Here is a 22568-nt window from a genome sequence, read left to right as displayed (position 1 = left end):
ACCAGAAAATTTAAATAACACGTCAGAAAGGGTATAAGGTTTATTAAATAGCCTTATACCCTTTTTAATGTTACCCACAGCCTCCACAACCACCACAGCTAGAGCAAGAGGAACAGCCACTACTTCCAGAATCACTGCCGGAATCGCTGCTTCCACAACCAACAAACCACCCGCCACCACCAGCACTGTTGTTGCCTCCTTTACCGTTGTTATTACCACCAATAGAGGCAATTAGGGCAATGAACACTACTACCACCAAAAGAATGACAAATACCGCACCGCCATCACTTGCCATTACCAAAGTGGCTACCAATGCCAACAAAGGCACTAAATGCCAGCGTTTGCGCACAAACTGAGGCTTGGCGATCACCCAGTTGCGATGCATGTTTACCCTACGGTAATGTATTTCTTTGAAAAGGTCTTGAGTACTTATCCAAATATGGGCAGGTTGGGGTTCACCAAAGTATTTTAAATAGCTCTCTACAGTTTGGTCATACATGTTGACGTGCTTTTTTCGTTCGTCTTTGCCTCCTTTGGTAGGGTTGTGGTGTACTGCTTTGCCTAAAATTCCGTGACAAAACTCTTCCCAGTACGATTGGGTATAAATCATGTGCAAGTGCCACACTTGGTCTACAGGATCGGAGGGTGATACAGAATGCCCTGATACGGCAACCAAAAACATAAACTTTTTGTATTCCTGAATCACTTCAATAGTATAGGCCTCAGTCCAGCCATTTTCACGCATGAGGCGTGCCGAGAAAGGAAAAGATGCATCTACGGCGTCTAGTTTGTATGCCTGAATTTTTTCCCAAATGGGTTGATGTTCTGCCACCATTGTATTCTACTTATTTATTAGGTTTAGATTTTAACTTACGTAGCCTTTGGAAATTAGATTAAACAACACCCCCCTTTTCCTTTACCCAGGCAAAAGAAAAAGAGGATGTGAATCATTTAACGCTCAACCACAGCCACCACAGCCTGAACAGGAAGAGCAAGAAGAACATCCACCACTGGCACTCCCTCCTCCTTTGTCTGTACTGGTTGCAGCTATAGATATTAAAACAATAAACACTACAAAAAATATAATTCCAGCAATATCTCCTCCACTATTTGCCATAAAAAATAATGCAAGCAAGGCAAGTAACGGGGCTAAGTGCCAACGTTTGCGCACAAACTGAGGCTTGGCGGTCACCCAGTTGCGATGCATGTTTACCCTACGGTAGTGTATTTCTTTGAAAAGGTCCTGGGTACTTATCCAGATATGAGCGGGTTGGGGTTCACCAAAGTATTGGAAGTAACTCTCCACAGTTTGGTCATACATATTCACATGTTTCTTACGCTCGTCTTTGCCTCCTTTGGTGGGGTTGTGGTGTATTGCTTTGCCTAAAATTCCATGACAAAACTCTTCCCAATACGATTGAGTATAAATCATGTGCAAATGCCACACTTGGTCTACTGGGTCGGAGGGTGATACAGAATGCCCTGATACGGCAACCAAAAACATAAATTTTTTGTACTCCTGAATCGCTTCAATAGTATAGGCTTCTGTCCAGCCATTTTCACGCATGAGGCGTGCCGAAAAAGGAAAAGATGCGTCTACCGCATCAAATGAGTAATGATTGATTTTATCCCAGAGTTGTTTTTCTTGTGGGTTCATAGAGGTGATTTTTAAGTTTGATCAATGGTTTCACAATAACACAACAAACAGTTGCATTATTTGGTGTTATAAATAATCAATTATTTATAATTTTATATTTAAGCTTATATACGATAATATACACCTTAAAAGTTTCGTTTGTTTATTTTTTAACAGAGTCGCTTTTTGGGTCAAATTCAGACTCAACACAATGGTTAAAATTGATAAAATGCTGCTATTAGTGATAAGATTTACTGATATTTGCGTATAAAGTCAGGGAAACAGAAAACTTTTACCCTGCTCAATGGATTGTATCTATAAAAATAAAGATAGATTATGAGTAAGTTCACTGATTTCTTTAAAATGGGGGCTGTATTTGGATATTTCTTTCGAAAGCATGATCCTGATCGCCCTAACAACTTTAATATTCGAGTAATGCATGGCATTAATCGCATTTCTATGCTCATGTTTTTATTTTGTGCCATGGTCATTAGTTACCGCCTAATCCCAGGCTTTTTTAAGTGGGTGACTATTTTTATACTATCAGCGGTGTTTATGGTCATATTTCGCACATTTTTTCCTCGAAAGCACAAGTAAGCATTGTGGTTTAATGAACGGTGTATTTCATTATGTAGCAGGGTCACTTTCATTAGCACCTTAAATACTAAATACCTAACCTATTAGCTAAAGCAGAGCTCGGCACAGTAGAACTGTAGCCTCGGTTATTTCGGCGATTTTTGCCCACTGACTTTACTTAAAAAAACTTGCGTAACTAAGGCTATGCGCGATTTAGCCTTTGGCAGAGCTCGGCACAGCAAAGCTGTAGCCACCGGTTTTGAAGTGCGTCAGAAAACAAAACTCATCCCAAATAATAGCGCATTTACTTAATGTTTAAGGCACTAGACTAAATGGTATATACTATGTCACAACGAAACTACTTCACCTTTGCAATGAGGCAGTGAGTGTAATGGTTGATGTACTACTTTTGCTGTTTTTTTTGATCATTGTACAGGTGTAATTTTTATACAGAATGAAGCATACTAAATTATTTATTTTCAGCATCCTCAGCGTTTTGTTGTCTTTGCCTACCTTGGCACAAGACACACTTCCAAAAGCTAAATCTATCTTTTGGGAAGTAAAAGGTCCCGGCGTTAAAAAACCAACTTATTTATTTGGTACTCATCACCTGCATGACTATGGCTTTATCAATCAGAATAAAATCATATTAGATAAATTAAAAAAAGCGGATATTGTAGCAGGAGAGATTTTGATAGAAGCCTCTAATATGATGAAGGTGGCCATGGCAAGTGTAATGCCTAATAAACGCCTCAATCAATTGATGAGCGAAAAAGATTATAAAGCCACTGATGAGTGTCTAAGAAAGTACATGGGCACAGGTGTACAGTTGTTTAGTAGTTTTAAGCCTATTGCTATTTATCAGATGATTATGCTGAAAAAGTACGCAAAAACGTTGAACATGAACCTTGAAAAGACGGGCAATAGTTCTATGGATGAGTATTTTCAAAGATCGGCTCGTAACCTCAATAAAAAATTAATTGCCCTTGAAACAGTTGAAGATCAAATAAAAGTGCTTTATGATGGCAAGCCATTAGACAAGCAAGTAGATCTGTTGCTGGAGATGGTGTATGATAAGGACAGCCTTGCTTCACAAGAAATTGTTAAGCTGAATAGAATGTATAAACAACAAGACTTGGATGGGCTGCATAAGTTAATGCAAAAAACAGCCAGTGAAGACGAACTCAAAACATTGTTGGTAGAGCGTAACAAAAAATGGATTCCTAAGATCGAGGAGTTGCTCAAGTCGGGTAAAAGTGCTTTCATTGCAGTAGGTGCCGGACACTTGCCAGGGAAATCAGGCGTATTACATTTGTTACGAGAAAAAGGCTATACAATATCTCCACTTAAAATTAAGCTGTAGGGAAATCTCACCTATATACACAAACATTAAAAACTGATCACTTGATTACAATCATTTCTTGCACCAATCGAAATCAATCGATTTCGCGGGTGGTCTCGGCATATTATCAAAGTTTACTTGCCGAACAAAATACAGAAAGTAACATTATTGACTTGCAGGGTTTACCCAAAGACTTTGTTTTTTCAGCACTGTATGGCAATGCAGGTAAAAACAACGATTTTAATATATACAGTCAGCAAATAGCTCAAGGAGATAAGTTTGTATTTGTAGTACCCGAATACAACGGGTCTTTTCCAGGAGTACTAAAGGCTTTTATAGATGGGCTGGAGTACCCAAGCAAGTTTAACAACAAAAAAGTGGCAATGGTGGGATTGTCTTCGGGTATGCAAGGCAGTGCGCTGGCTTTGAGCCACCTTACCGATATTTTAAGTTATTTGGGTGCCAACCTACTGGGCATGCGGGTAAAGCTACCTCGTGTAGAAGCCAACCTAAAAGATGGTAAAATTACCAACGACTTATACAATCAATTGCTACGTGAACAGGTAGATAAACTTATCAAATTCTAATTCATTCTTTTTCAGGGAGGCTAGTTCTTGACAAGGTTCTAGGTAAACCCTAGCCCATGATGAATTACATTTTTTATATCACATTGATTTTTAGCGATTTATAAACCATAGTTAAAAATAAAAATAACGCTTTAAGTTTACCTTGTTCTATAGGAGTCTAACACAAAACAGCCTTTTTTGAGTGTTCAAAAAAGGCTGTTTTATTTTATACGCTGATCAAGGTTTCGAGTGAAACCGGATCGTAGTTATTGTCTTTGTTTTTAGGCAAAAATACAAAAGCAGACTCATTGTCTATCGGCAACTGCTTATCGGTATACACTACTTTCATGGCATCAGTGGCAGGAGCTACAGCAAACCCCTCAAACATATCCATCAACGAAGGTAAGGCGTCAAGGTACTCTACTATGGCTGGCATGCTGTTTTGCAAACGTGTGGCATTGTTTCGAGCTGATCCTACACTTGCCGAAAGGCTACTGTCCATCAATACCAAGCGGCGAGTGAATAAATCGATGTAACAGATGTATTTGGTCAAAGACTTACCTGTTACAGGAAAAGAAAAATTGACCCTTGAGGGTTCTATCAACTTACCAGTTTGAGGCTTTTCGCCCCATAACAGTAAACCTTGCACATCTTCCAGGGCATCAAACGGAATACGGTTGTATGACAAAATATTCCAAACTGCGTAACGTACCCCCACCTCCACCAACTGATCAAGGTATAAGTCAATCAATTGTCCGGCTTTACCCGCTTTGTTGTATGAGTTTACCGGGTCGCCCGAAAACACTGCGGCTTTGCCCATCTCCCAGGTAGTGTCCCAGCAGCAAGTCCCTTTTGCCTGCCAGTTGGCATCAAAAAAATTCCAGCCATTGTCCATCCAACAGGTTTGCGAACGCTCTTGCCAATAGGTGACCGAACGAATAAAACGAATATTGTCAGGAATATGAAAAACAGTTCCTTTTGGGTAACGAGAAACTGCCTCTGCATTGTTTACAGGCAATTTTATGTGGGCAATGTCTGGCGTATAAAAAAATGATGTACCAAACTTGTTGCTTACCCGTTGCCTCACCAGTTGGTCTATAGCCATGACTATTTGCTGAATATGGTGTGGTTTGATTTGGGTTTCGTTCAATTCAAACTGGGCTTTCTTCCAGCTCCCCTTAGGGGTGAATATTCGATAATCACGGTCATTGGCGGTACGTAAAAACCGCTTTAGTTTCAACAATTTAATGGTTTCGAGCTTGTGTAATACAGGCAAAAAACAAGACAAAGCAGTGTCGCCAAACACCTCCAATACATGCACAATACGGCGGGCAAATTCTCCCGGACGCTGGGCAAGCAATGCCAATGCTTCGGTGTTTGATGTTGTCAGGTAGTTTTCTATATTAGAGTTAAAAGTAGGGTATTTGCCTCCGTTGCGTAAGGTATGAGCTACTTGGTAGATTTTTGGGTGTTTTTTGGCGTACTCGCCAACGTGCAACTGATGAAACAAATGTATCCATTTGTTTTTGTAGCGCATGACTCCTTCTTCCAGGTCTTTTACTCCTGCCAACACTTCCAATACATACTTTCGCTGGCGACGGGAGAGTTTAAATTTGCTATTGGTTTTGAGCGAAATATCCCCTTCAGAAAATCCTGTGGCAAGCCTGAGCACATCGGTAGTGGTAGATAATGGCAATGTTTGCTCGTATTGCATACAAGTAATGGCAGCAAAAACGAGGTTTTCTTTAAATTTTATTTCTGCGTTCATTGTATACCCCTGTTGCACAAACCATTGCACTTCTTGCTGTTCGGTGGCTATCCATGCGGCTGGTTTCAGTAGCAAACTTTCGTATAGGTTGTCAAGAGCAGAAGAACGTGCCAGGTGTAGTACTTTAAAATCTATTTGCTCAAACATAGGCGCGCGTGGGATGGGCGCTTGTCGTACGCTGGTAAGGTCTGCTTCCCAATAAATACAAAGTTGCCTGATCCAATATTCCGACTGTGACATGTCTAATACTTCTTGAGGAAAGTTCTGATACACAATGTATTTCCCAATGTCTTTGTCAACTCCTTTAGATTTTTTAAGGCTTTTCTCTAAAGTTTGCCACCATTGATGAAGCGTTTTCGGAGAGGTTTTCGCCAGTTGTGTCATCGCCTCATAAACTTGTTGGGAAGGTATATAACCATAATACAAAAAATTGGATGACAATGTACCCATTGTTTGCTGGATATTGGTCTGGTGTAAAGTGTTTTGGGTAACTGTAGGTACTTGAATAAGGCAATGGTTGATGAGGATATCGTGTTGATTGATTGTGTTCATTATGCTAAGATTTGTTTGTATCATAGTACAATGTTCGGCACCTATTGCGCAGTATTTTTGCGTACCCCAAAATTTTTGCGAAAAGTACGGTTTTTGATGTGCCAACACAAACTGCGAAAGTGATTGTAGCATACAAAAATACTTGGTACACTCACAATTGCTAAAGTGCTAGGTTCAATATATAACAAAAACATTCTTATTTGGTTGAAAATTTATAAATTGCTTATACAAACTTATAACAATTGATTTTGAATGGGAGGCGGTCTTTTTCGTTATATCTATTGCATTATTTTCTGGTGGATTAGTTTACCTCTTGATGGGTGGACTCAATCGTCAGAAGCTGATGTATTCAATCAGTTAAAGGCAACATCGAGCGATACTGTCAAGCTACGTCTTTATAATACACTCTCTAGGTTATATTGGGCTAAAAAAGATACCCATCAACTAAAAACCTATACGCTGGCTGCCCTTCGAGTAGCCGACACCACCCAACAAAGTATGCAACTGGGACAAACCTTCCATAACGCCTGCCACTACTACCGCTTAAAAACCTTGTACCCTAAAGCCATTGAGTATGCCCAAAAAGCACGGGCTGTTTTTCAAAGTATTGCCTATACAAAGGGGGTAGGTAATGTATACAATACACTGGGGGAGATGTACCAAGACCAGGGAAAGTATACGAAGGCTATTGACTGCCACTTTAACGCCTTGCGTATTGCCGAAAAATCAAAAAATGCCCAAATGATTAGTGCAAGTTTAAGCAATATTGCGGCTATTTATGAAACTATAGAGCAATATGATAAGGCACTGGAATATTTTGAAAAAGCATTGAAAATTGACCAAAAACGGAAAGCGATTGAAAGCATTGGGTTAACCCAGGTAAATATAGCGCAGGTGTATTATCACCAAAAAAAATATGCCCAGGCAAAAAAGTATGCCAGGTGGAGCATTCAAAATGCCCGCAAAGCCAAAGTGCCTCTTATAGAGGGAGTGGCACTGAAGTTTTTGGCAATGTTACAATCTTTTGCCCAGGATACACTCAATGCAACTGCCAACTTTGAGAAGAGTCATCAACTCATGAGCACCCAGGATCAAGCTCCTGAATATGTAGCTTTGTTGCTACAAATGAGTCGGCATTACCTTCAATACAAGCAGTTGGAAAAAGCTAAAAAGTATGGCAAAATTGCGTTAACTAAGTCGCTGAGAATAGGCACTAAAAAGGAAACGAAGGGCATTTATAAAGTATTGAGCAGCATATACGAGCAACAGGGTAAACTTGCTCAGGCTTTGGAGTACCAAAAAAAATATGCTGCTTACAAGGATAGCTTGCTTACAATCAAAGCCAATAATAAGCTTATTCAGCATGAGCTGGAGTATATGTATAGTAAAAAAGAAGCAAAGATTAAATCTGACAACCACCGGCAAATCAACCAACAAAGTATTTACCTGTACATCATTAGCTTTGGCTTGCTGACTGTTTCTTTGTTTTCTTTTTTTTTGCTTAAAAGTAGTCGGAAGCAAAATACCCTTAATCAAGAACTCAAGGAACAACAACAAGAGCTGAAAGCTGTCAATAAGCACTTGCAACAAAAACAAACCGAGATAGAAAGCAATAATCAAGAACTAAAGTTTTTAAACCATCGCCTAAAATCGGGCGAATCGGTCATTACTAAGGCCTATGATCAACTGCAAACCCGCAACAAGCAAATCAAGAATAATATACGGGCTGCTTTTACTATCCAACAAGCCATGTTGCCTCCGGTGGCATTGGTTCGCCAGCTATTACCTGAACATTTTATTATTTATCAACCCAAAGATATTGTATCAGGGGATTTTTACTGGATCAATGAAATAGAGGGTAAAATTATAGTAATTTTTGCTGATTGTACTGGTCATGGTGTGCAAGGTGCTTTTATGAGCCTGATAGGTCACAACTTATTGGATAAACTTATTCTACAACAAAGGAATACCGATCCTGCAAGCATTCTTACCCAGCTAAACGAACAAGTACTGACTGCTTTGCACCAACAAGATGCCCGCTCGATAGATGGGATGGATATAGGAATATTGGTATTGGGAAAAACTACAGAAGGGCAGAAACAGCTGGTGTATGCAGGTGCCAAACGCCCGTTGTATTACCTACGCCCAAACAACCACGAAGAAATACAGGTGTTAAAAGGGGTACGAAAGTCGATAGGTGGTACCCAGGCAAAAAACAAATCATTTGTCAATCATCAACTGGCTTTGCCCACAGGCAGTATGCTTTATATGGGTACCGACGGTCTGGCTGACCAGCACGACTATCAACGCAAAAAGTTGGGTTCTTTGCGTTTACGCAATATTTTAACTGAGTTGCACACCTTGCCCATAGAAGAGCAGGAAACCAGCCTTTTTGCGCTTATTCAACGCCACATGCTCAACACTGAGCAACGCGACGATATTTTGTGGATAGGTATCAGGGTTTAGTCTACTTTGAGGTTTTCTACCAATAACAGTTGCATATTCAAATAAACAATGTCGCCCATAGTTTTGCACTGTAAAAAACGCTCTTCGTTATGGTAATCTTTCATTTCTTGTTTTAACCGGGTCACCTTTTCAGGTTTCGAGAGGGTGTCTTTTCGCATGCTGCTCATCAGGTGATGCATACGTTGGTGTGCCTGTCTTACCCGCCTCGACATCAGGGTACGCTCTTCTAGCTGGTATTGTGCGAGGGTTTCAGGGTTGATCAGGTTTTGTACCAACTCTACAACAACATTGTTTTCTTTGAAAAATTGCGCCAGGTACATTTTATGTCTACCCTCATAACTTTGCTGGTCAAAATCAATTGCTCGCACCCGGTATTGTTCGTCTTCAAAATCAGGCGTGATGTCTATTACATAATTATATGAGCGCATATCGCCCAAAAGTTTTACAAAACAGCGCTCATTGAATTTGACAAACTCTTTGGCTATCCGCACCTTGTTTACATCTTTGCGGGTAAGGTAGGTTTCTATAAAAGTGTCGCCCGGAATGCCCGCAATGTGCTCTTCGATGAGGGTATCTTTATAAACTAAATAGTTGATTCGGTTGGGTGAAAGAATGTGCTCTAGCTCTAAGCCATATACCCGTGAGGCATCGGCTTGTTTGACATAAAAATAGTCGTAGTTATCGTTGAATTGATTGACCACTCTTATTCTGAAAGGTTTAGAGTTGGCAAAACGACAATAATCTATGCGATCGATGTAAAGATGCTTGGACAAGGTTTTGTCACCATCCATTTTTAGTATGGCGTAAATAAAGCTTAAAGCACTGTGTAGCTCTTGTACCGCATATTGAGGGTATATCACAGTTTCCCAGAGGGTGTCTTTGCCATAACGGTCTTCGAGCGGAAAGGTATCGGTATAGCGGAGGAGGTCGTTATAATTGAGCGAAAACTCAGAATGACGACCATAGCCACTGAGGTAAGTGCGCAGGTTTTCACTGATCGGAAAAAATGGCTTTTTTTTGGAGATGATGAAGGTCATAGGTTCAAGACTGGGGTAACTGAAAAATTTATTTGTGAAAACAAAATAACAAAAAAGAGAGAAGCCAGTGCTCCTCTCTCTTCATTTTTTATTACCAAAAGTGTTTTTTCACAAATTACCTCTTACTGCTTGCTCACGTTCGATGGCTTCAAACAATGCTTTGAAGTTTCCTTTACCAAATGATTTGGCTCCTTTGCGCTGAATAATTTCATAGAATACAGTAGGACGATCTTCTACTGGTTTGGTAAAGATTTGTAGTAAGTATCCCTCATCATCGCGGTCTACTAAAATATTGAGCTTACGCAAATCATCCATATCCTCATCTACTTTACCTACCCGTTGTTCCAGGTCTTCATAATAGTTGTCGGGCACGTGCAAAAAGTCTACCCCACGATTGCGTAACTCGCCTACGGTATGCAAAATATCATCGGTGGCTACCGCAATGTGTTGCACACCTGCTCCCTGATAAAAATCGAGGTATTCTTCAATCTGAGATTTTTTACGTCCTTCAGCAGGCTCGTTGATAGGAAATTTAATGTATCCATTGCCATTAGACACTACTTTAGACATAAGGGCAGTGTACTCAGTAGAGATGTCTTTGTCGTCAAAGGTAAGTAGTAATTTAAAGCCCATTACGTCTTCGTAAAACTTCACCCACTTATCCATCTCGCCTAACTCCACGTTGCCCACACAATGATCAACGTGTTTTAACCCTACCGGATTGGCTTTGATCCCTTCGCGTGGTTCATAACCAGGCATAAAAACGCCATTATAGTTGGTTCTTTCCACAAATTTATGAATAGTTTCGCCGTAAGTATGAATGGCAGCTATTTTAATTTCGCCGTATTCGTCGGTCAAAGTATGCGGCTCAATGGCAGACTTAGCGCCCCTTTTGACGGTTTCTTCATACGCTTGGTAGGCATTTTCTACTTGAATAGCCAACACTTTTACTCCATCTCCGTGTTTTTTTACGTGTTCACTCACTTCCGAACTGGGATGCATGGCTGTAGTCAATACCAAGCGGACTTTGCCTTGTTTCAATACATAAGATGCACGGTCACGTACTCCGGTTTCGGGACCAGCATACCCCACTAACTGGTAGCCAAATGCACTTTGATAGAAATAGGCTGACTGTTTGGCGTTGCCTACATAAAACTCTAAGTGATCGGTACCAATGATTGGCAAAAAATCGTGTGCTTGTTCCATGAACTTTTATATTTTGAATCCACATTAATCTTAATAACTTGAAGCAAAAATAAGATTTTTGTCCTATTTTCAGTAGTATCTTAACCAAGAATACAAAAAATTCATTTAATCCAATACATTCTATGCATATAAGATTCAAAACTGAGTTTTTACCAAATAATTAATAAGTACTATTTTGGTTTATGATGCTTGTTTCCAAATCGTTGAAGGAAAATATGCTTTCCAAACAATTTCCCTTCGTTGTCTCTCCTTTAAAAAACACCACTTAAAATAATACAATTACTAAACATACTGGGTGAGCACTTTGCCTGCGCCTACTATTTAGATGGCGGCTGTTAGTATTTTCAAATACTTAACTGGTTTTAACTTTACCTGAACTAAACCTTTACAGGTGATTTTATTGTTTAGCATTAAAATGTCTATTTTTGCAATATGATGTGGCGCTACACATACATATTGGGGTTTGCCCAATGGTCGACACTTCATATAAAATTATATAAAGTTTGGGGAGGATACCCTCTGAACTTTCAATATTGTCATTTCAAATATTTTGCAGTAATGGATATCGTAGAATTAGACCAGGCGTTGATTACTCTGGTAGAAAAAAAAATGGAATTAGGTCGTTTGAGTTATGCTGACACTTCTTATGATGAAGTAGAGGAGGAATTGCATGACCTGGAAGATGCTTTTGTTGACAAATATGGTGACTATCTGGAATCTATATTTGAAGGGGTACATGACAAGCACTGCCCAGATAGTGATGTGTTGTTACCCACTGCTTACCTTGCCAACAAATACCTAAAAACCGGACAAAAGGATAATGGTTCGTTTGACTATGATGTGGCTAATTATCAGGAAGGTGTAGTGGTAGATTCAGATTTTTATGATATTGCCCGATTAGTATTAATTCCTAATCCAGCGCGAATTGTTCTTTTTGCCAAAGATGGCAACCACCGCGAGGATGTATGGGTAGTTCAATAGTTTAAAAAAAAGGAACGGAGCAATACTTTCAAAGTATTGCTCCGTTCCTTTTCATGATTACAGTATCATATAAAGAGTAAATCGCGGCAAAGAGCACCTGTTGGTAGGTTTTGAAAAAAACTGACTGACCACTTTAAGGTGGTAATGTTTATAATTTTAGTTTTCCTGCAATCACTAGTGCAGTATCTTATCAAATAAGTATCCCTCTAAAATACTATTGAGCATCAAAACATCACATGTTATTTAATTCATTAGAATACATCATCTTTTTACCTCTGGTATTTATTTTATATTGGCTCTTATTTGCCAAAATAAAGCATCAAAACATGCTACTACTTGTAGCCAGTTATATTTTTTATAGTTGGTGGGATTGGCGTTTCTTGTTTCTAATTATTTTTAGCTCTTCCATAGATTATTTAATTGGATTAAAAATATTTCATACTCAGCAACAAGGTAAGCGGCAAAAATGGCTAGTCGCAAGCTTGGTTGCTAACCTTGGAGTACTATCTCTATTCAAATACTTTAACTTCTTCTCATCCTCTTTGCAGGATATATTATCACTTTTGGGCTGGCAAGTTGACACTATCACCTTGAACTTAATCTTACCTATTGGGATAAGCTTTTATACCTTCCAAACCTTAAGCTACACAATTGATATTTACAGAGGAAAATTACAACCATCTAAAAGCATAATCAGCTTTTTTCTTTATGTCAGCTTTTTTCCACAGTTAGTTGCAGGGCCAATAGAAAGGGGCACAAATTTATTACCACAAATTGATACACCCCGTATTTTCAAATACGAATTATTTAAAGCAGGGCTTTTCCAGATATTCATTGGTTTATTTAGAAAAATGGTGATTGCTGATAGTTTAGGGGTATATGTTGATAGTGTGTATGGGTACCCTGAATCGCAAAACTCAACAACTATATTAATTGCAACTATTTTTTATGCGTTTCAAATATATTTTGACTTTGCAGGTTATTCCGATATAGCGATTGGTAGCGCCAAGCTATTAGGGTTTCACTTCAATCAAAACTTTAATCTTCCTTATTTTTCTCAAAGCATTGCTGAGTTTTGGAGAAGGTGGCATATTTCACTTTCTTTTTGGCTTCGTGACTATTTATATATTTCGCTTGGAGGTAACAGAAAGGGCATAAGGATCACTTATCGCAACTTAATGCTTACAATGCTTCTAGGAGGGTTATGGCATGGTAGTTCTTGGAATTTCGTTATTTGGGGAGGGATACACGGTATAGCCTTGATTTGCGAGAGAGTTTTATTTAATACTAAAGATAAAAAACTTGGATGGATTGGTTGCTGCTATACCTTCTTAATTGTCCTAATATCGTGGATATTTTTCAGGGCTCAAGACTTAAAATCAGCTTTATTCATCCTGAATAAATTACTTGAGATGAATTTTACTCTAGAGTTCAACAATTACTTAAACCTGATTATAAAGTTATCTTTTTTTCTCACTTTAGGGTTAAGCTTTGACTTATTTTTATTCAAAAAAAATATCCCATTAGAAGATATTGGCAAAAACTTTAGTTTTATGAAACTCACTGGCTGGATTACGCTACTTATTTTAATGTTAACGCTATTTTATTCCACCTCAGAAAACTTCATCTACTTTCAATTTTAACTCTATAAATGACTAAATCAAACATTCTACGGATAGTTAAACTTGTTGTATTAGTTGCCATATTTAGTTACTTACTAGATAAGTTAGTTTTTATATCACTTAGTAGCTTGAGTAATCAAGTTTTTTCAGGTCAAAAAGTTGGCAAACTCAATCACTACTTAGCAGTGAAAGATTCCATGAAAATACTAATTTTTGGCAACTCACGTGCAAATCGCCATATCAATACAACGCTCATATCTGAACAAGCTTTTAATATGGGGGTTGATGGCAAAGGTTTAGCTTTCACGTCTACCCTAGTAAAATTACTACCTGTTAAAAAACAACAACTTATAATAGTAAATATAGATCCACAACAACTTTTTGATAAAAGTTATGATGGTAGTGACATTATGCATCTAGCCCATAAATATCATCATATTGCTATCATTGCTAAAAGTATAGATCAATCAGAATCGAGAAATCCTTTACGCAATTTTTACTGGTCTCTGGATTATAATAACAAATCTCTCAGTATAATCAAGCATTACTTCTTGCCTGAATATAATCACAAAAAATTTACTGGATATGAACCAATTGTATTAAGTAAAAAACAAACACAAACAAGAGCAAAGAAGCTAACTTATGCTACTTCAAACTGTGACACATTACTTAAAATAAATCCTTTAGCAATGTATCATTTGAAAGAGATTGTATCTTTCTGTAAACAAAACAATAAAAAGTTATTGGTTGTTAACACCCCTTATTATCATGATCTTTGTAAAAATGATAATATATTGATGGCAAGAATACTAAAAGATCTACAGGTTAATTTTTGGGATTATGGTGATTACTTTGGGAAAAAAAGTGCTCCTGATCTTTGGCAAGATAAGGCACACTTGTCACAACAAGGAGCCCACTTATTCTCACAAGGCTTGTCTAAAAAACTTAAATCTACTTATAGCTTTTAACCAATAAATTCATATTTTACTGAAAATAGGCATATTATAAATTATTATTTACCTACGGAGCACCGATATGCATCGGTATCTAAGGACTTGCGACTTGTCGCTTAAAGCCCCAATATTCATCGGCATCTAGCGCACTGGGTACTAAATTCCTTTCACATCGTTCGGCTCACAGCTCCGAGCTTGTTTTCGGAGGATTGTAAGCTTTTGCCTGCTGACTTCACCTAAAAAAACTCACGTAGCTTAAGCTAGGCTCGTTTTTTGGAGGTTTGACAGCCACCAAAATAAACTCGAGATAGTGTATAAACTACTTAGTTTCCAAAGCACTAGTGTTATGTCAATGTTGCATTTTAGGGTAAAGCCTCTTTAATTTAATCCTCGCCTCTTTAGTAGTAAATTGCCACTCTACTTTGGAGGCTTGTTTATTTCTTTGTTGATACCATTGAGTTGCTTGCTCTTTTAGCGCCTCCTTGGACTCGACTCTCTTGGCTAGTCCTTGTCTGGTTAGAATACTGAGTTCAATTTCAGCAATGTTTAGCCAAGAGCCGTGTTTGGGTGTTCTGACTACTTCTATGCGTTCTATAATAGCCCTGGCTCTTTTTGGTGGAAGTATTTCATAGAGTGCAGAGAGTTTGTGAGCTGCGTGATTATCCTCAATTAAGGTAATTTTGTGGGCATCTGCATACACTTCTTCGGCTAAATGTTGAATGACTTCTGCATAGGTAACGGCTTTGTGATTGTCTTTGACCAATACTTCCCTCCACCCAGCCTTAGGTTCAGTGAGCATATACATATCGGTTTCGTTCATATTCATAATCTTGATGAACGATCCCCTGATCATCGGTAAAACCCTGAGTAGTTTGAGCAATTAATTGCTTAGGCGATTCATCCAGGTTAACTACTGGATTTGCTGGGTTATAAGGACGCTGATAAACATCAAGAACTGATTCCATTTGACAAACAAACTCAGCTCCTGCTTCAGGAATGAGCCAGCTTTTTACCCGCCAAGGCTTGATTTCGTTTTTTTAAAATTTTACGTGCTCCTTCAATACTCATATGGGCTACATAGTCAAGTTCTACCATTTTATCAGCTAATAAGCGGTAAGTCCAACGTTGATAGCCCTCAGGAGGATCACTACAACGAAGGGCTATTAAATGGGCTTCTACATCGCCGGTGAATATCTTTTCTCGGTAGTTTTCCTGTTTTTTACCATATAAGGTAAGCTCAAAACCGCGTTCTATGAAACGCTGACGAATATTCTCTACTGTTTTTCGACGAACACCATATGCCTCCGAAATCTGTTGATCTTTCCAGACCTTGCTCCCTTGGCGATCGGCTGCTAAAAGAATATAGGCGCGTTTTACTAGGCTGCTTGTACTCTTGCGGTTTTGAATTAAACGAGTCAGTATAGAGCGTTCTTCCGAGGTTAAATCTACGTGATATTTCTTTTGTGACATATCCTTTTGGATGCTAATATAAAAACTATACCCTAATAACCAAAGTTGAAGTAACACTAGTACAACGGGGACTAAATAAGTAAAGAATAAATTACTACATTTGTGGGGTACAAATTTATACTAACAATGAGTCGCGGTAAAGCTTTAGAAAAATTAGAGTTGAATACTGTTCAGGAATCTATTTTAAGATCCTACTTGCATAAGCGTACAGCTTCCAAACACCATCTCCAGCGAATTAATATAATCTTGCTGGCTCATCAAGGCGTGAGCAATATGAAGATAGCAGAAGTTTTGTCGACTACCCAAAATACTGTTCGTAAATGGCGTACTCGCTGGTTAACTGGTTATGAAGAGTTATGTGCTTACGAGCAGGCAAAAACACGTAGCACTCCTAAGCTATTATCAAAAATGCTAGGGATGCTTTCTGATGACTCCCGTTCTGGTGCTCCTATGCGCATTAGTTTATCAGAAAAGGAAAACTTAGTAACCTTGGCTTGTAAAAAGCCCAAAGACTTTAATATACCTTTTACACACTGGAATCGGGATTTACTGGCATCCTTTGCTATGGAAAATGGCATTGTTAAGAAGATTTCCCCTAGCTATGTAAGCCGGATTTTAAAAAAAACGGGACATACGTCCTCATAAAAATCAATATTGGATGTTTCCTGTAATAGATGATTGGGAAGCTTTCAAAACACGTGTGAGGCTGGTTTGCGACTTGATTTTTAAGGCAATTCAGGGGGAAATTAATTTAGCCAGTGTAGACGAAAAAACAGGGGTTCAAGCTGTGGAGCGAAAAATCATCCGGAAAAATGGGAATCAAAGAACCGAATATGAATACAAACAAAATGGGACTACTTGCCTGATGGCTGCTGTTGACGTAGGAACAGGTGATATATGACACACGTGATGAAAATGACTTTCTCAAGCACTCACAGATAAATATCAAGAGAAGGATGAGGTGGTTATAGTGGCTGATAACTTAAATACTCACATGTCAGCTTCGCTTGTGAAGTGGGTAACGAAAAAGATTAAATTTGAGGGTGATTTGGGTACAAAAGGCTACAAAGGCATATTAAAGTCAATGGAAAGCCGTAAGAAGTTTCTGGAAAATCAATCGCACCGGGTTAGGTTTGTTTACACCCCAAAACACTGTTCCTGGCTGAATCCCATTAAAAACTGGTTTTCTAAATTACAAAGGCAAGCCATAAGCCGGGAAAGTTTCGAGTCCAAAGAAGTTCTGTGTCAAAGAATAGAGAATTACATACAGTATTATAACAAGTTTTTTGCAAAAACCTTGAAATGGAAATTCAAGGGATTCACAAAAGACCGTAAATTTTACGAACAAGATACGGCAGTAGAGTCACAATTTAATTCATCAGGAACTTAGTCCCCATTGTACTAGGGGCTTGCCCCCTGTCGGGACTTTTAAGTAAGTAATATTTCACCCCTCTTTTTTAATAAAGATCAAACTTTGGGCTTTTATCTTAGCTTTGTAAAATTTTTATTCAAACTTTTATAAAATATGGCACTCAATAAGAAAAAGGCGTCAGAATCGCTCACCACCATGACTGAGCTGGTATTGCCTAATGACACGAATACTTTGAATAACCTCATGGGGGGACATTTGATGTATTTGATGGATATTTGTGGGGCTATTGCGGCTCAAAAACACTCTAACCGAATAGTAGTGACTGCTTCGGTTGATAACATTTCGTTTAAAGAGCCTATTGCTTTAGGTGATGTAGTAACAATTAAGGCGCATGTATCTCGTGCGTTCAATTCATCGATGGAGGTGTATCTGGAGGTAACTGCAGGTAATATACCACAGGGTACTATGCGTGAAACTAATAAGGCCTTCCTTACTTTTGTGGCGGTAGATCAGTCTGGCAATACTATTATGGTGCCTGAGTTGGTGCCTGAAACAGAGAAGGAAGTTGCTTTGTTTGACGGGGCGTTGCGCCGCCGACAATTGAGGCTGATTTTGGCGGGTAAAATGAAGCCCAATGATGCTACAGAGCTTAAGTCGTTGTTTGACTCATCGCCTAACTAATTTTTGTTTTTTGTTTTAGTTTATCACTATAGTAAGCCGCTATGCTTCCTACGATTAGTATGCTGGCTACGGTTATTTTTGCCCATAGTTGATTGAATAATGATACGGGTAAATGGAGGTATTGGAGTAGCACAATTTCGGTAAACAGGTAAAAAGCCAGAGCAACCATAAAGATAATGCTTGGTTTGTAGCGTGAGGCAATAATGCCTAAGGTAATGTAAGGCATACCCAGCATCACTCCTGCCCATTTGGCACCCCAGGGTACTTGTAGTCTCAAAAAAATAAAAATGTATAACATGCCTATGAAATACAATAGGCTGATGGCCCATTTTACGAATGATTGTACTTCTTGTACTCGTTTCCGGGCTTTTTTGATTTTAGACAAGAATGTGTCCTGCTGGCTTTGGCTTCCTTCTATGGGAAAGCCGCACTCAGTACATTTCTTGTCTAAGACCAATGTTTTGCTATGGCAGTGTGGACATTTTTGGGTGGATAATACGTCTGCGGCCATTGACTAGTTGCAAAATTGAGAGTTAAATAAAAGGTGTTTCATCTGATTTTTGATGGTTATTCTTTTATTTTTGATGACAAATCTTTGATGATGTCTAAATACATTTTGCGCTCTTCTGCCGATACTTTCACCAACTCCATCAATTCTCCCATACCTACCCCACTTCCTTCTTTTTTGCTGGTGAGCAAATAGGGTTCCTGATCTTCATTTACCATATTTTCCGGCTCATCATCTAAAAAATACATAATAGGATACCTTAGGTGCTCTGCAATTTTGGTAAGGTATTTTACTTCACAACTGTTTTTGTTGTAAATACGATACAAACTTGCCACACTGATGCCTGCATAGTCTGCTACTTCTGCGGCGTCTGCCCCTCTGGTTTTTATAGCTGCTTTAATTTTTTCACCTAATAACATAATTAATTACTATCAAATTTGCATATATAAAAATAAAATATTACTTTTGAGTCAATATTTTCATACAATTATAACAATTGATATGAAATTACTAAAATTTTAGAGTAAAATCAAGTGTGACCCATAATAAAAACGCTACTTTGATAACTTAGATTTTATTGTATTTGAAATTTTTACACATAAAACCCCTGTTTTGTAACAATTCAGTAGCAAAAATTTGAGTACATACTTTCTAATACGTCAATTTGCAAGTAAAACCTTGAAACCTGATAAAACCAGACGCAAATTAGTAAATCTCAAAATTTGTCCCAAAAACACAATGCAAGCCATATAACCATTACATAATTTATACTAAATGATACATGTTAGCTAAAGGTGTTTGCTTTAACATGATCCGTTAGAGGTACTACACCATGTGGGTACCTCTTTTTTATTCCCTCCTCCCTCTTTTATCTGATAATCTTTGAGCTGCATGATTTTGTTAAATGTTTACGGTAGGTACTCTCAGTAAATTACTATTTTTGACCATTGTATAGTTTACATTTCAAAAACGTTGCATTATGACTGTTATCAAACAATTTTGTTGGCTTTGTCTTTTTGTGTTGTCTACATCTACGCTTGTAGCACAAAGCAAGTTGCTACAATCGGGTCCTATGGTGGGTTATTCTACTATGAAAGAGGTATTGCTGTGGGTACAAACCAAGAAGGCGGCAAAAGTTCACTTTAAGTATTGGAAGGAGGGTAAACCTCAAAGCAAAATGAGTACTGCTGTGGTGCTCACCAACGCCAGGACTGGTTTTGTAGCCAAAGTAGTGGCTGAAGTGTCGCAAGGCAAAAAATATGTGTATGAACTGTATATTAACAACCGATTGATACCCCGTCCTTATCCGCTTAAGTTTCAAAGCCAAACGCTGTGGCAATACCGTACTGACCCACCTCCCTTTAAGTTTGTGTTTGGTAGTTGTGCTTATGTCAATGAGCCTGAGGTTGACCGTCCGGGTAAGTCTTATGGAGGCGATTTTCATATTTTTAAAACTATTTTAGATCAAAAGCCTGATTTTATGGTTTGGGGGGGCGACAATGTATATTTACGTGAAGTAGACTGGAACTCACGCATGGGTATTATGCAACGCTACACGCATACCCGGTCGTTGCCCGAACTACAGCCATTGTGGGGCAGTGTGCATCACTTTGCTACTTGGGATGATCACGACTTTGGCCCTGATAACTCTGATGGGTCGTTTTGGAACAAAGAACTGACTACTGAAGCTTTTAAATTGTTTTGGGGGAATCCTAACTATGGGGTTGCCGGGGGTATCAGTGGTACTTTTACCTGGAATGATGTACAGTTTTTTTTGATGGATAACCGCTATTTTCGTACTTCCAGTAATCCACAATTGCAAAAACCTCAAATGCTGGGTGATCGTCAGCTACAATGGCTAATTGAAGCACTCAAGTATAGCAGGGCAAGTTTTAAGTTTGTAGTGGTGGGTAGTCAGGTATTAAACAACACTGACTTTAGTAAAGCATATTGGGCAGAAAACTATTCCAAATACAAGGTAGAGCAGCAAAAATTGATCAATGCTATCAAAGAAGCCAATGTACGAGGGGTTGTTTTTCTTACCGGTGACCGCCACCATACCGAGTTGAGTAAGTTGGAACAAAACACTCATTACCCCTTATATGATGTCACTATTTCTCCTTTTACAGCGGGCGCTTCGGGCAAAAGAGGTGAAGGTGAAAAAAACTCGTTAAGGGTGCCTAACACTTATGTAGGTGTAAGAAACTTTGCCGTAATGGAAGTAAAAGGTCCTCGCCGTAATCGGGTGCTTACTATGAAGGTATTGGACAGTAAAGGTAAAGAAATGTGGAAGTATGAAATTAAAGCCCGTGATTTACGTAAAAAATAAAGTATTTTTGAGCAGCGGGTTAGTACTCCAGACACTAAATATGTAAAGCGGTATTTTGCACCCTTTGCCCTTTGGCTTCTCTTAAAAAATATCACGTAGCTATGGCTATGCTCTATTTTTGAAGATCGCCAAAGAACAAAACTCATCAAAATTCCTACTTTACCTACTTAGAAGCTAGAGTACTAGTTGTTTTATCATTTTCCTGTGCTTGGTTATAGCATTGATGCAAAGTTGCTTTTTATAGCTGAATAAACTCAAAATTTTGACAGATGAAAAAACCACTCAAAGAAAACGAGGATTATTACATTGAAAATGGTTTTTATGTTTTCACGGCCAAATATCACCTGGTACGAGGCTATTGCTGCAAAAATGGTTGTAGACATTGTCCTTATGGTTTTAAGAAAAAGAAGTCTTGATCAATGGCTTATATTTATTATGTTTCTGGCGGACAACGTTCGGGTAAAAGTAGCTATGCCCAACGCCTTGCCCTACAGCTAAGTGCACAACCAGTATATTTAGCTACTTCGAGGGTTTGGGACAAAGACCACCAGCGCCGTATAGAGCGACACCAGGCAGACCGCAACGAGCAGTGGGTAAATGTAGAAGAAGAAAAATATATAAGCAAGCATAACTGGCAAGACCAAGTGGTGGTGATGGACTGTGTAACGCTTTGGCTTACTAATTTTTTTAGTGACACTCAATATAATGTAGATCAGTCGCTTAAAGAGGCACAACAAGAGTTTGACTTATTCATTCAACAAGAGTTTACTGGTATTATCATTAGTAATGAAATAGGCATGGGGTTGCACGCTGACACAGAAGCAGGACGAAAGTTTACTGACTTGCAGGGTTGGATGAACCAATATATAGCCCGGAAAGCTGATCAGGCCATTTTTATGGTGTCAGGGTTGCCCCTCACTGTCAAGTAGTAGAAGGGCAATATTTATTTTGGGAAAACTGACTATACCTGGGAATCAAACTTGTGGTGAAATGGTCTAATATGTTTATGAACCGTTCAAAAATAGCATGATGATGAACCGAAATCGCCTTATAATTGCCCTGTTATTTGCCTTGGGCTTATTGCTTTCTAATGGCTTAATGGCACAAAACGAACGTCGAAAACGACCTAAACTTACCGCAGAACAACGTGCAGCACGCCTTGACAAAATGATGGCACGCATGAAGGATTCGCTTAGCTTAAGCGATGACCAGACAGGCAAAATAAAGGCATTGAATATAAAAATGCGAACAAAAATGATGGCTGCACGCAAGCAGTACTCAGATGACCGCCAGATGATGCGGGAAGAAATGATGGATTTACGCATTAGGTACCAAAAGGGCGTGAAAAAAGTGCTGGATAAAAAGCAGTGGAAGAAGTTTAAAAAAATGGAAGCCGAAAGGCAAAAACGGAGAAGGGAGCGTTGGAAAAACCGAAAGAAGGACAATAAAGGGTAAGACATAAAAAACCACCTAAAGTAAAGATTCAGGTGGTTTTTTATTTGT

At 38.7% G+C, this 22568-nt stretch carries 24 protein-coding genes and 1 pseudogene; 15 read left to right on the top strand and 10 right to left on the bottom strand.

The window, feature by feature from the left end; all coding sequences use genetic code 11:
• Nucleotides 1-70: 70 nt before the first annotated feature.
• Both M23134_RS04785 and M23134_RS04780 read right to left on the bottom strand, forming a co-directional pair.
• Entirely contained in the window at nucleotides 71-835 is a 765-nt protein-coding gene (locus M23134_RS04785; RefSeq protein WP_002694285.1) for a glycine-rich domain-containing protein, read from the bottom strand.
• 123 nt (nucleotides 836-958) lie between these two features.
• On the bottom strand, nucleotides 959-1657 hold the full coding sequence (locus M23134_RS04780; protein ID WP_002694284.1) for a glycine-rich domain-containing protein: 699 nt from the start codon (nucleotides 1655-1657) through the stop codon (nucleotides 959-961).
• Between the two features lie 315 nt (nucleotides 1658-1972).
• Here M23134_RS04780 and M23134_RS04775 point away from each other — a divergent pair, with 315 nt between their 5' ends.
• The 3 genes from M23134_RS04775 (at nucleotide 1973) to M23134_RS04765 (ending at nucleotide 4141) form a co-directional block, all read left to right on the top strand.
• Nucleotides 1973-2233, top strand: coding sequence for a DUF6728 family protein (locus tag M23134_RS04775; RefSeq protein ID WP_045113008.1), 261 nt, complete (start codon nucleotides 1973-1975; stop codon nucleotides 2231-2233).
• Nucleotides 2234-2666: 433 nt separating this feature from the next.
• On the top strand, nucleotides 2667-3575 hold the full coding sequence (locus tag M23134_RS04770; RefSeq protein WP_045113007.1) for a TraB/GumN family protein: 909 nt from the start codon (nucleotides 2667-2669) through the stop codon (nucleotides 3573-3575).
• A 41-nt stretch (nucleotides 3576-3616) separates the two neighbouring features.
• A complete protein-coding gene (locus M23134_RS04765) occupies nucleotides 3617-4141 on the top strand; it encodes an NADPH-dependent FMN reductase (protein WP_045113006.1) in 525 nt (174 codons plus the stop codon).
• A gap of 205 nt (nucleotides 4142-4346) precedes the next feature.
• On the opposite strand, the gene M23134_RS04760 is transcribed toward M23134_RS04765, so the two are convergent.
• Nucleotides 4347-6440: a hypothetical protein gene (locus M23134_RS04760; RefSeq protein ID WP_002694281.1), complete on the bottom strand. Its 2094-nt coding sequence runs from the start codon at nucleotides 6438-6440 to the stop codon at nucleotides 4347-4349.
• Between the two features lie 252 nt (nucleotides 6441-6692).
• Here M23134_RS04760 and M23134_RS04755 point away from each other — a divergent pair, with 252 nt between their 5' ends.
• Nucleotides 6693-8906, top strand: coding sequence for a tetratricopeptide repeat protein (locus M23134_RS04755; protein ID WP_002694279.1), 2214 nt, complete (start codon nucleotides 6693-6695; stop codon nucleotides 8904-8906).
• Here M23134_RS04755 and M23134_RS04750 read toward each other — a convergent pair.
• Nucleotides 8903-9943 carry a hypothetical protein gene (locus M23134_RS04750; RefSeq protein WP_002694278.1) on the bottom strand — a complete coding sequence of 347 codons (1041 nt, stop codon included), beginning with the start codon at nucleotides 9941-9943 and terminating at the stop codon, nucleotides 8903-8905. The two genes, M23134_RS04755 and M23134_RS04750, sit on opposite strands and share 4 nt — an antisense overlap.
• A gap of 108 nt (nucleotides 9944-10051) precedes the next feature.
• The gene (hppD, locus tag M23134_RS04745; protein ID WP_002694277.1) at nucleotides 10052-11149 is read right to left on the bottom strand and encodes a 4-hydroxyphenylpyruvate dioxygenase; all 1098 of its coding nucleotides are present in this window, start codon (nucleotides 11147-11149) and stop codon (nucleotides 10052-10054) included.
• 558 nt (nucleotides 11150-11707) lie between these two features.
• Between hppD and M23134_RS04740 the strand changes: the two genes are divergently transcribed.
• The 3 genes from M23134_RS04740 (at nucleotide 11708) to M23134_RS04730 (ending at nucleotide 14720) form a co-directional block, all read left to right on the top strand.
• Nucleotides 11708-12130: a hypothetical protein gene (locus M23134_RS04740; protein ID WP_002694274.1), complete on the top strand. Its 423-nt coding sequence runs from the start codon at nucleotides 11708-11710 to the stop codon at nucleotides 12128-12130.
• Between the two features lie 236 nt (nucleotides 12131-12366).
• On the top strand, nucleotides 12367-13773 hold the full coding sequence (locus tag M23134_RS04735; RefSeq protein WP_002694273.1) for an MBOAT family O-acyltransferase: 1407 nt from the start codon (nucleotides 12367-12369) through the stop codon (nucleotides 13771-13773).
• A gap of 8 nt (nucleotides 13774-13781) precedes the next feature.
• On the top strand, nucleotides 13782-14720 hold the full coding sequence (locus M23134_RS04730; protein ID WP_002694272.1) for a hypothetical protein: 939 nt from the start codon (nucleotides 13782-13784) through the stop codon (nucleotides 14718-14720).
• A gap of 334 nt (nucleotides 14721-15054) precedes the next feature.
• On the opposite strand, the gene M23134_RS04725 is transcribed toward M23134_RS04730, so the two are convergent.
• Genes M23134_RS04725 through M23134_RS04720 form a run of 3 tightly spaced genes read right to left on the bottom strand, consistent with a single transcriptional unit; the run spans nucleotide 15055 to nucleotide 16175 of the window.
• A complete protein-coding gene (locus M23134_RS04725; protein ID WP_002694268.1) occupies nucleotides 15055-15525 on the bottom strand; it encodes a transposase in 471 nt (156 codons plus the stop codon).
• A complete protein-coding gene (locus M23134_RS40945; RefSeq protein ID WP_157558340.1) occupies nucleotides 15494-15670 on the bottom strand; it encodes a hypothetical protein in 177 nt (58 codons plus the stop codon). Before M23134_RS40945 ends, M23134_RS04725 begins: the two co-directional genes overlap by 32 nt.
• A 25-nt stretch (nucleotides 15671-15695) precedes the next feature.
• Nucleotides 15696-16175: a helix-turn-helix domain-containing protein gene (locus M23134_RS04720; RefSeq protein ID WP_002694267.1), complete on the bottom strand. Its 480-nt coding sequence runs from the start codon at nucleotides 16173-16175 to the stop codon at nucleotides 15696-15698.
• Between the two features lie 126 nt (nucleotides 16176-16301).
• On the opposite strand from M23134_RS04720, the gene M23134_RS04715 reads away from it, so the two are divergent.
• The 4 genes and pseudogenes from M23134_RS04715 (at nucleotide 16302) to M23134_RS04705 (ending at nucleotide 18228) form a co-directional block, all read left to right on the top strand.
• A complete protein-coding gene (locus M23134_RS04715) occupies nucleotides 16302-16820 on the top strand; it encodes a helix-turn-helix domain-containing protein (RefSeq protein ID WP_045113005.1) in 519 nt (172 codons plus the stop codon).
• Nucleotides 16821-16833: 13 nt separating this feature from the next.
• Nucleotides 16834-17076 carry a hypothetical protein gene (locus tag M23134_RS40420; protein WP_002694265.1) on the top strand — a complete coding sequence of 81 codons (243 nt, stop codon included), beginning with the start codon at nucleotides 16834-16836 and terminating at the stop codon, nucleotides 17074-17076.
• A 39-nt stretch (nucleotides 17077-17115) separates the two neighbouring features.
• Nucleotides 17116-17565, top strand: a pseudogene (locus M23134_RS39660) (transposase); the annotation flags it as partial.
• A gap of 135 nt (nucleotides 17566-17700) precedes the next feature.
• Nucleotides 17701-18228 carry an acyl-CoA thioesterase gene (locus tag M23134_RS04705; protein WP_002694263.1) on the top strand — a complete coding sequence of 176 codons (528 nt, stop codon included), beginning with the start codon at nucleotides 17701-17703 and terminating at the stop codon, nucleotides 18226-18228.
• On the opposite strand, the gene M23134_RS04700 is transcribed toward M23134_RS04705, so the two are convergent.
• Nucleotides 18221-18739 (bottom strand): hypothetical protein, encoded by a 519-nt coding sequence (locus M23134_RS04700; protein WP_045113004.1) that lies wholly within the window; start codon nucleotides 18737-18739, stop codon nucleotides 18221-18223. The two genes, M23134_RS04705 and M23134_RS04700, sit on opposite strands and share 8 nt — an antisense overlap.
• A gap of 56 nt (nucleotides 18740-18795) precedes the next feature.
• Nucleotides 18796-19155, bottom strand: coding sequence for a helix-turn-helix domain-containing protein (locus tag M23134_RS04695; RefSeq protein WP_002694260.1), 360 nt, complete (start codon nucleotides 19153-19155; stop codon nucleotides 18796-18798).
• A gap of 560 nt (nucleotides 19156-19715) precedes the next feature.
• Between M23134_RS04695 and M23134_RS04690 the strand changes: the two genes are divergently transcribed.
• From M23134_RS04690 to M23134_RS04680, 4 genes are all read left to right on the top strand, one after another.
• A complete protein-coding gene (locus tag M23134_RS04690; protein WP_002694258.1) occupies nucleotides 19716-21065 on the top strand; it encodes an alkaline phosphatase D family protein in 1350 nt (449 codons plus the stop codon).
• Nucleotides 21066-21334: 269 nt separating this feature from the next.
• Nucleotides 21335-21481 (top strand): DUF5522 domain-containing protein, encoded by a 147-nt coding sequence (locus tag M23134_RS41735; protein WP_002694257.1) that lies wholly within the window; start codon nucleotides 21335-21337, stop codon nucleotides 21479-21481.
• A gap of 3 nt (nucleotides 21482-21484) precedes the next feature.
• A complete protein-coding gene (locus M23134_RS04685; RefSeq protein ID WP_002694256.1) occupies nucleotides 21485-21994 on the top strand; it encodes a bifunctional adenosylcobinamide kinase/adenosylcobinamide-phosphate guanylyltransferase in 510 nt (169 codons plus the stop codon).
• A gap of 97 nt (nucleotides 21995-22091) precedes the next feature.
• On the top strand, nucleotides 22092-22520 hold the full coding sequence (locus M23134_RS04680; protein ID WP_002694255.1) for a hypothetical protein: 429 nt from the start codon (nucleotides 22092-22094) through the stop codon (nucleotides 22518-22520).
• The last annotated feature ends 48 nt before the right edge of the window (nucleotides 22521-22568 follow it).

Source organism: Microscilla marina ATCC 23134 (assembly GCF_000169175.1).
Lineage (GTDB): Bacteria > Bacteroidota > Bacteroidia > Cytophagales > Microscillaceae > Microscilla > Microscilla marina.
Note: the sequence above shows the minus strand (reverse complement) of the source record. Positions and strands in the feature narration are given on the sequence as shown.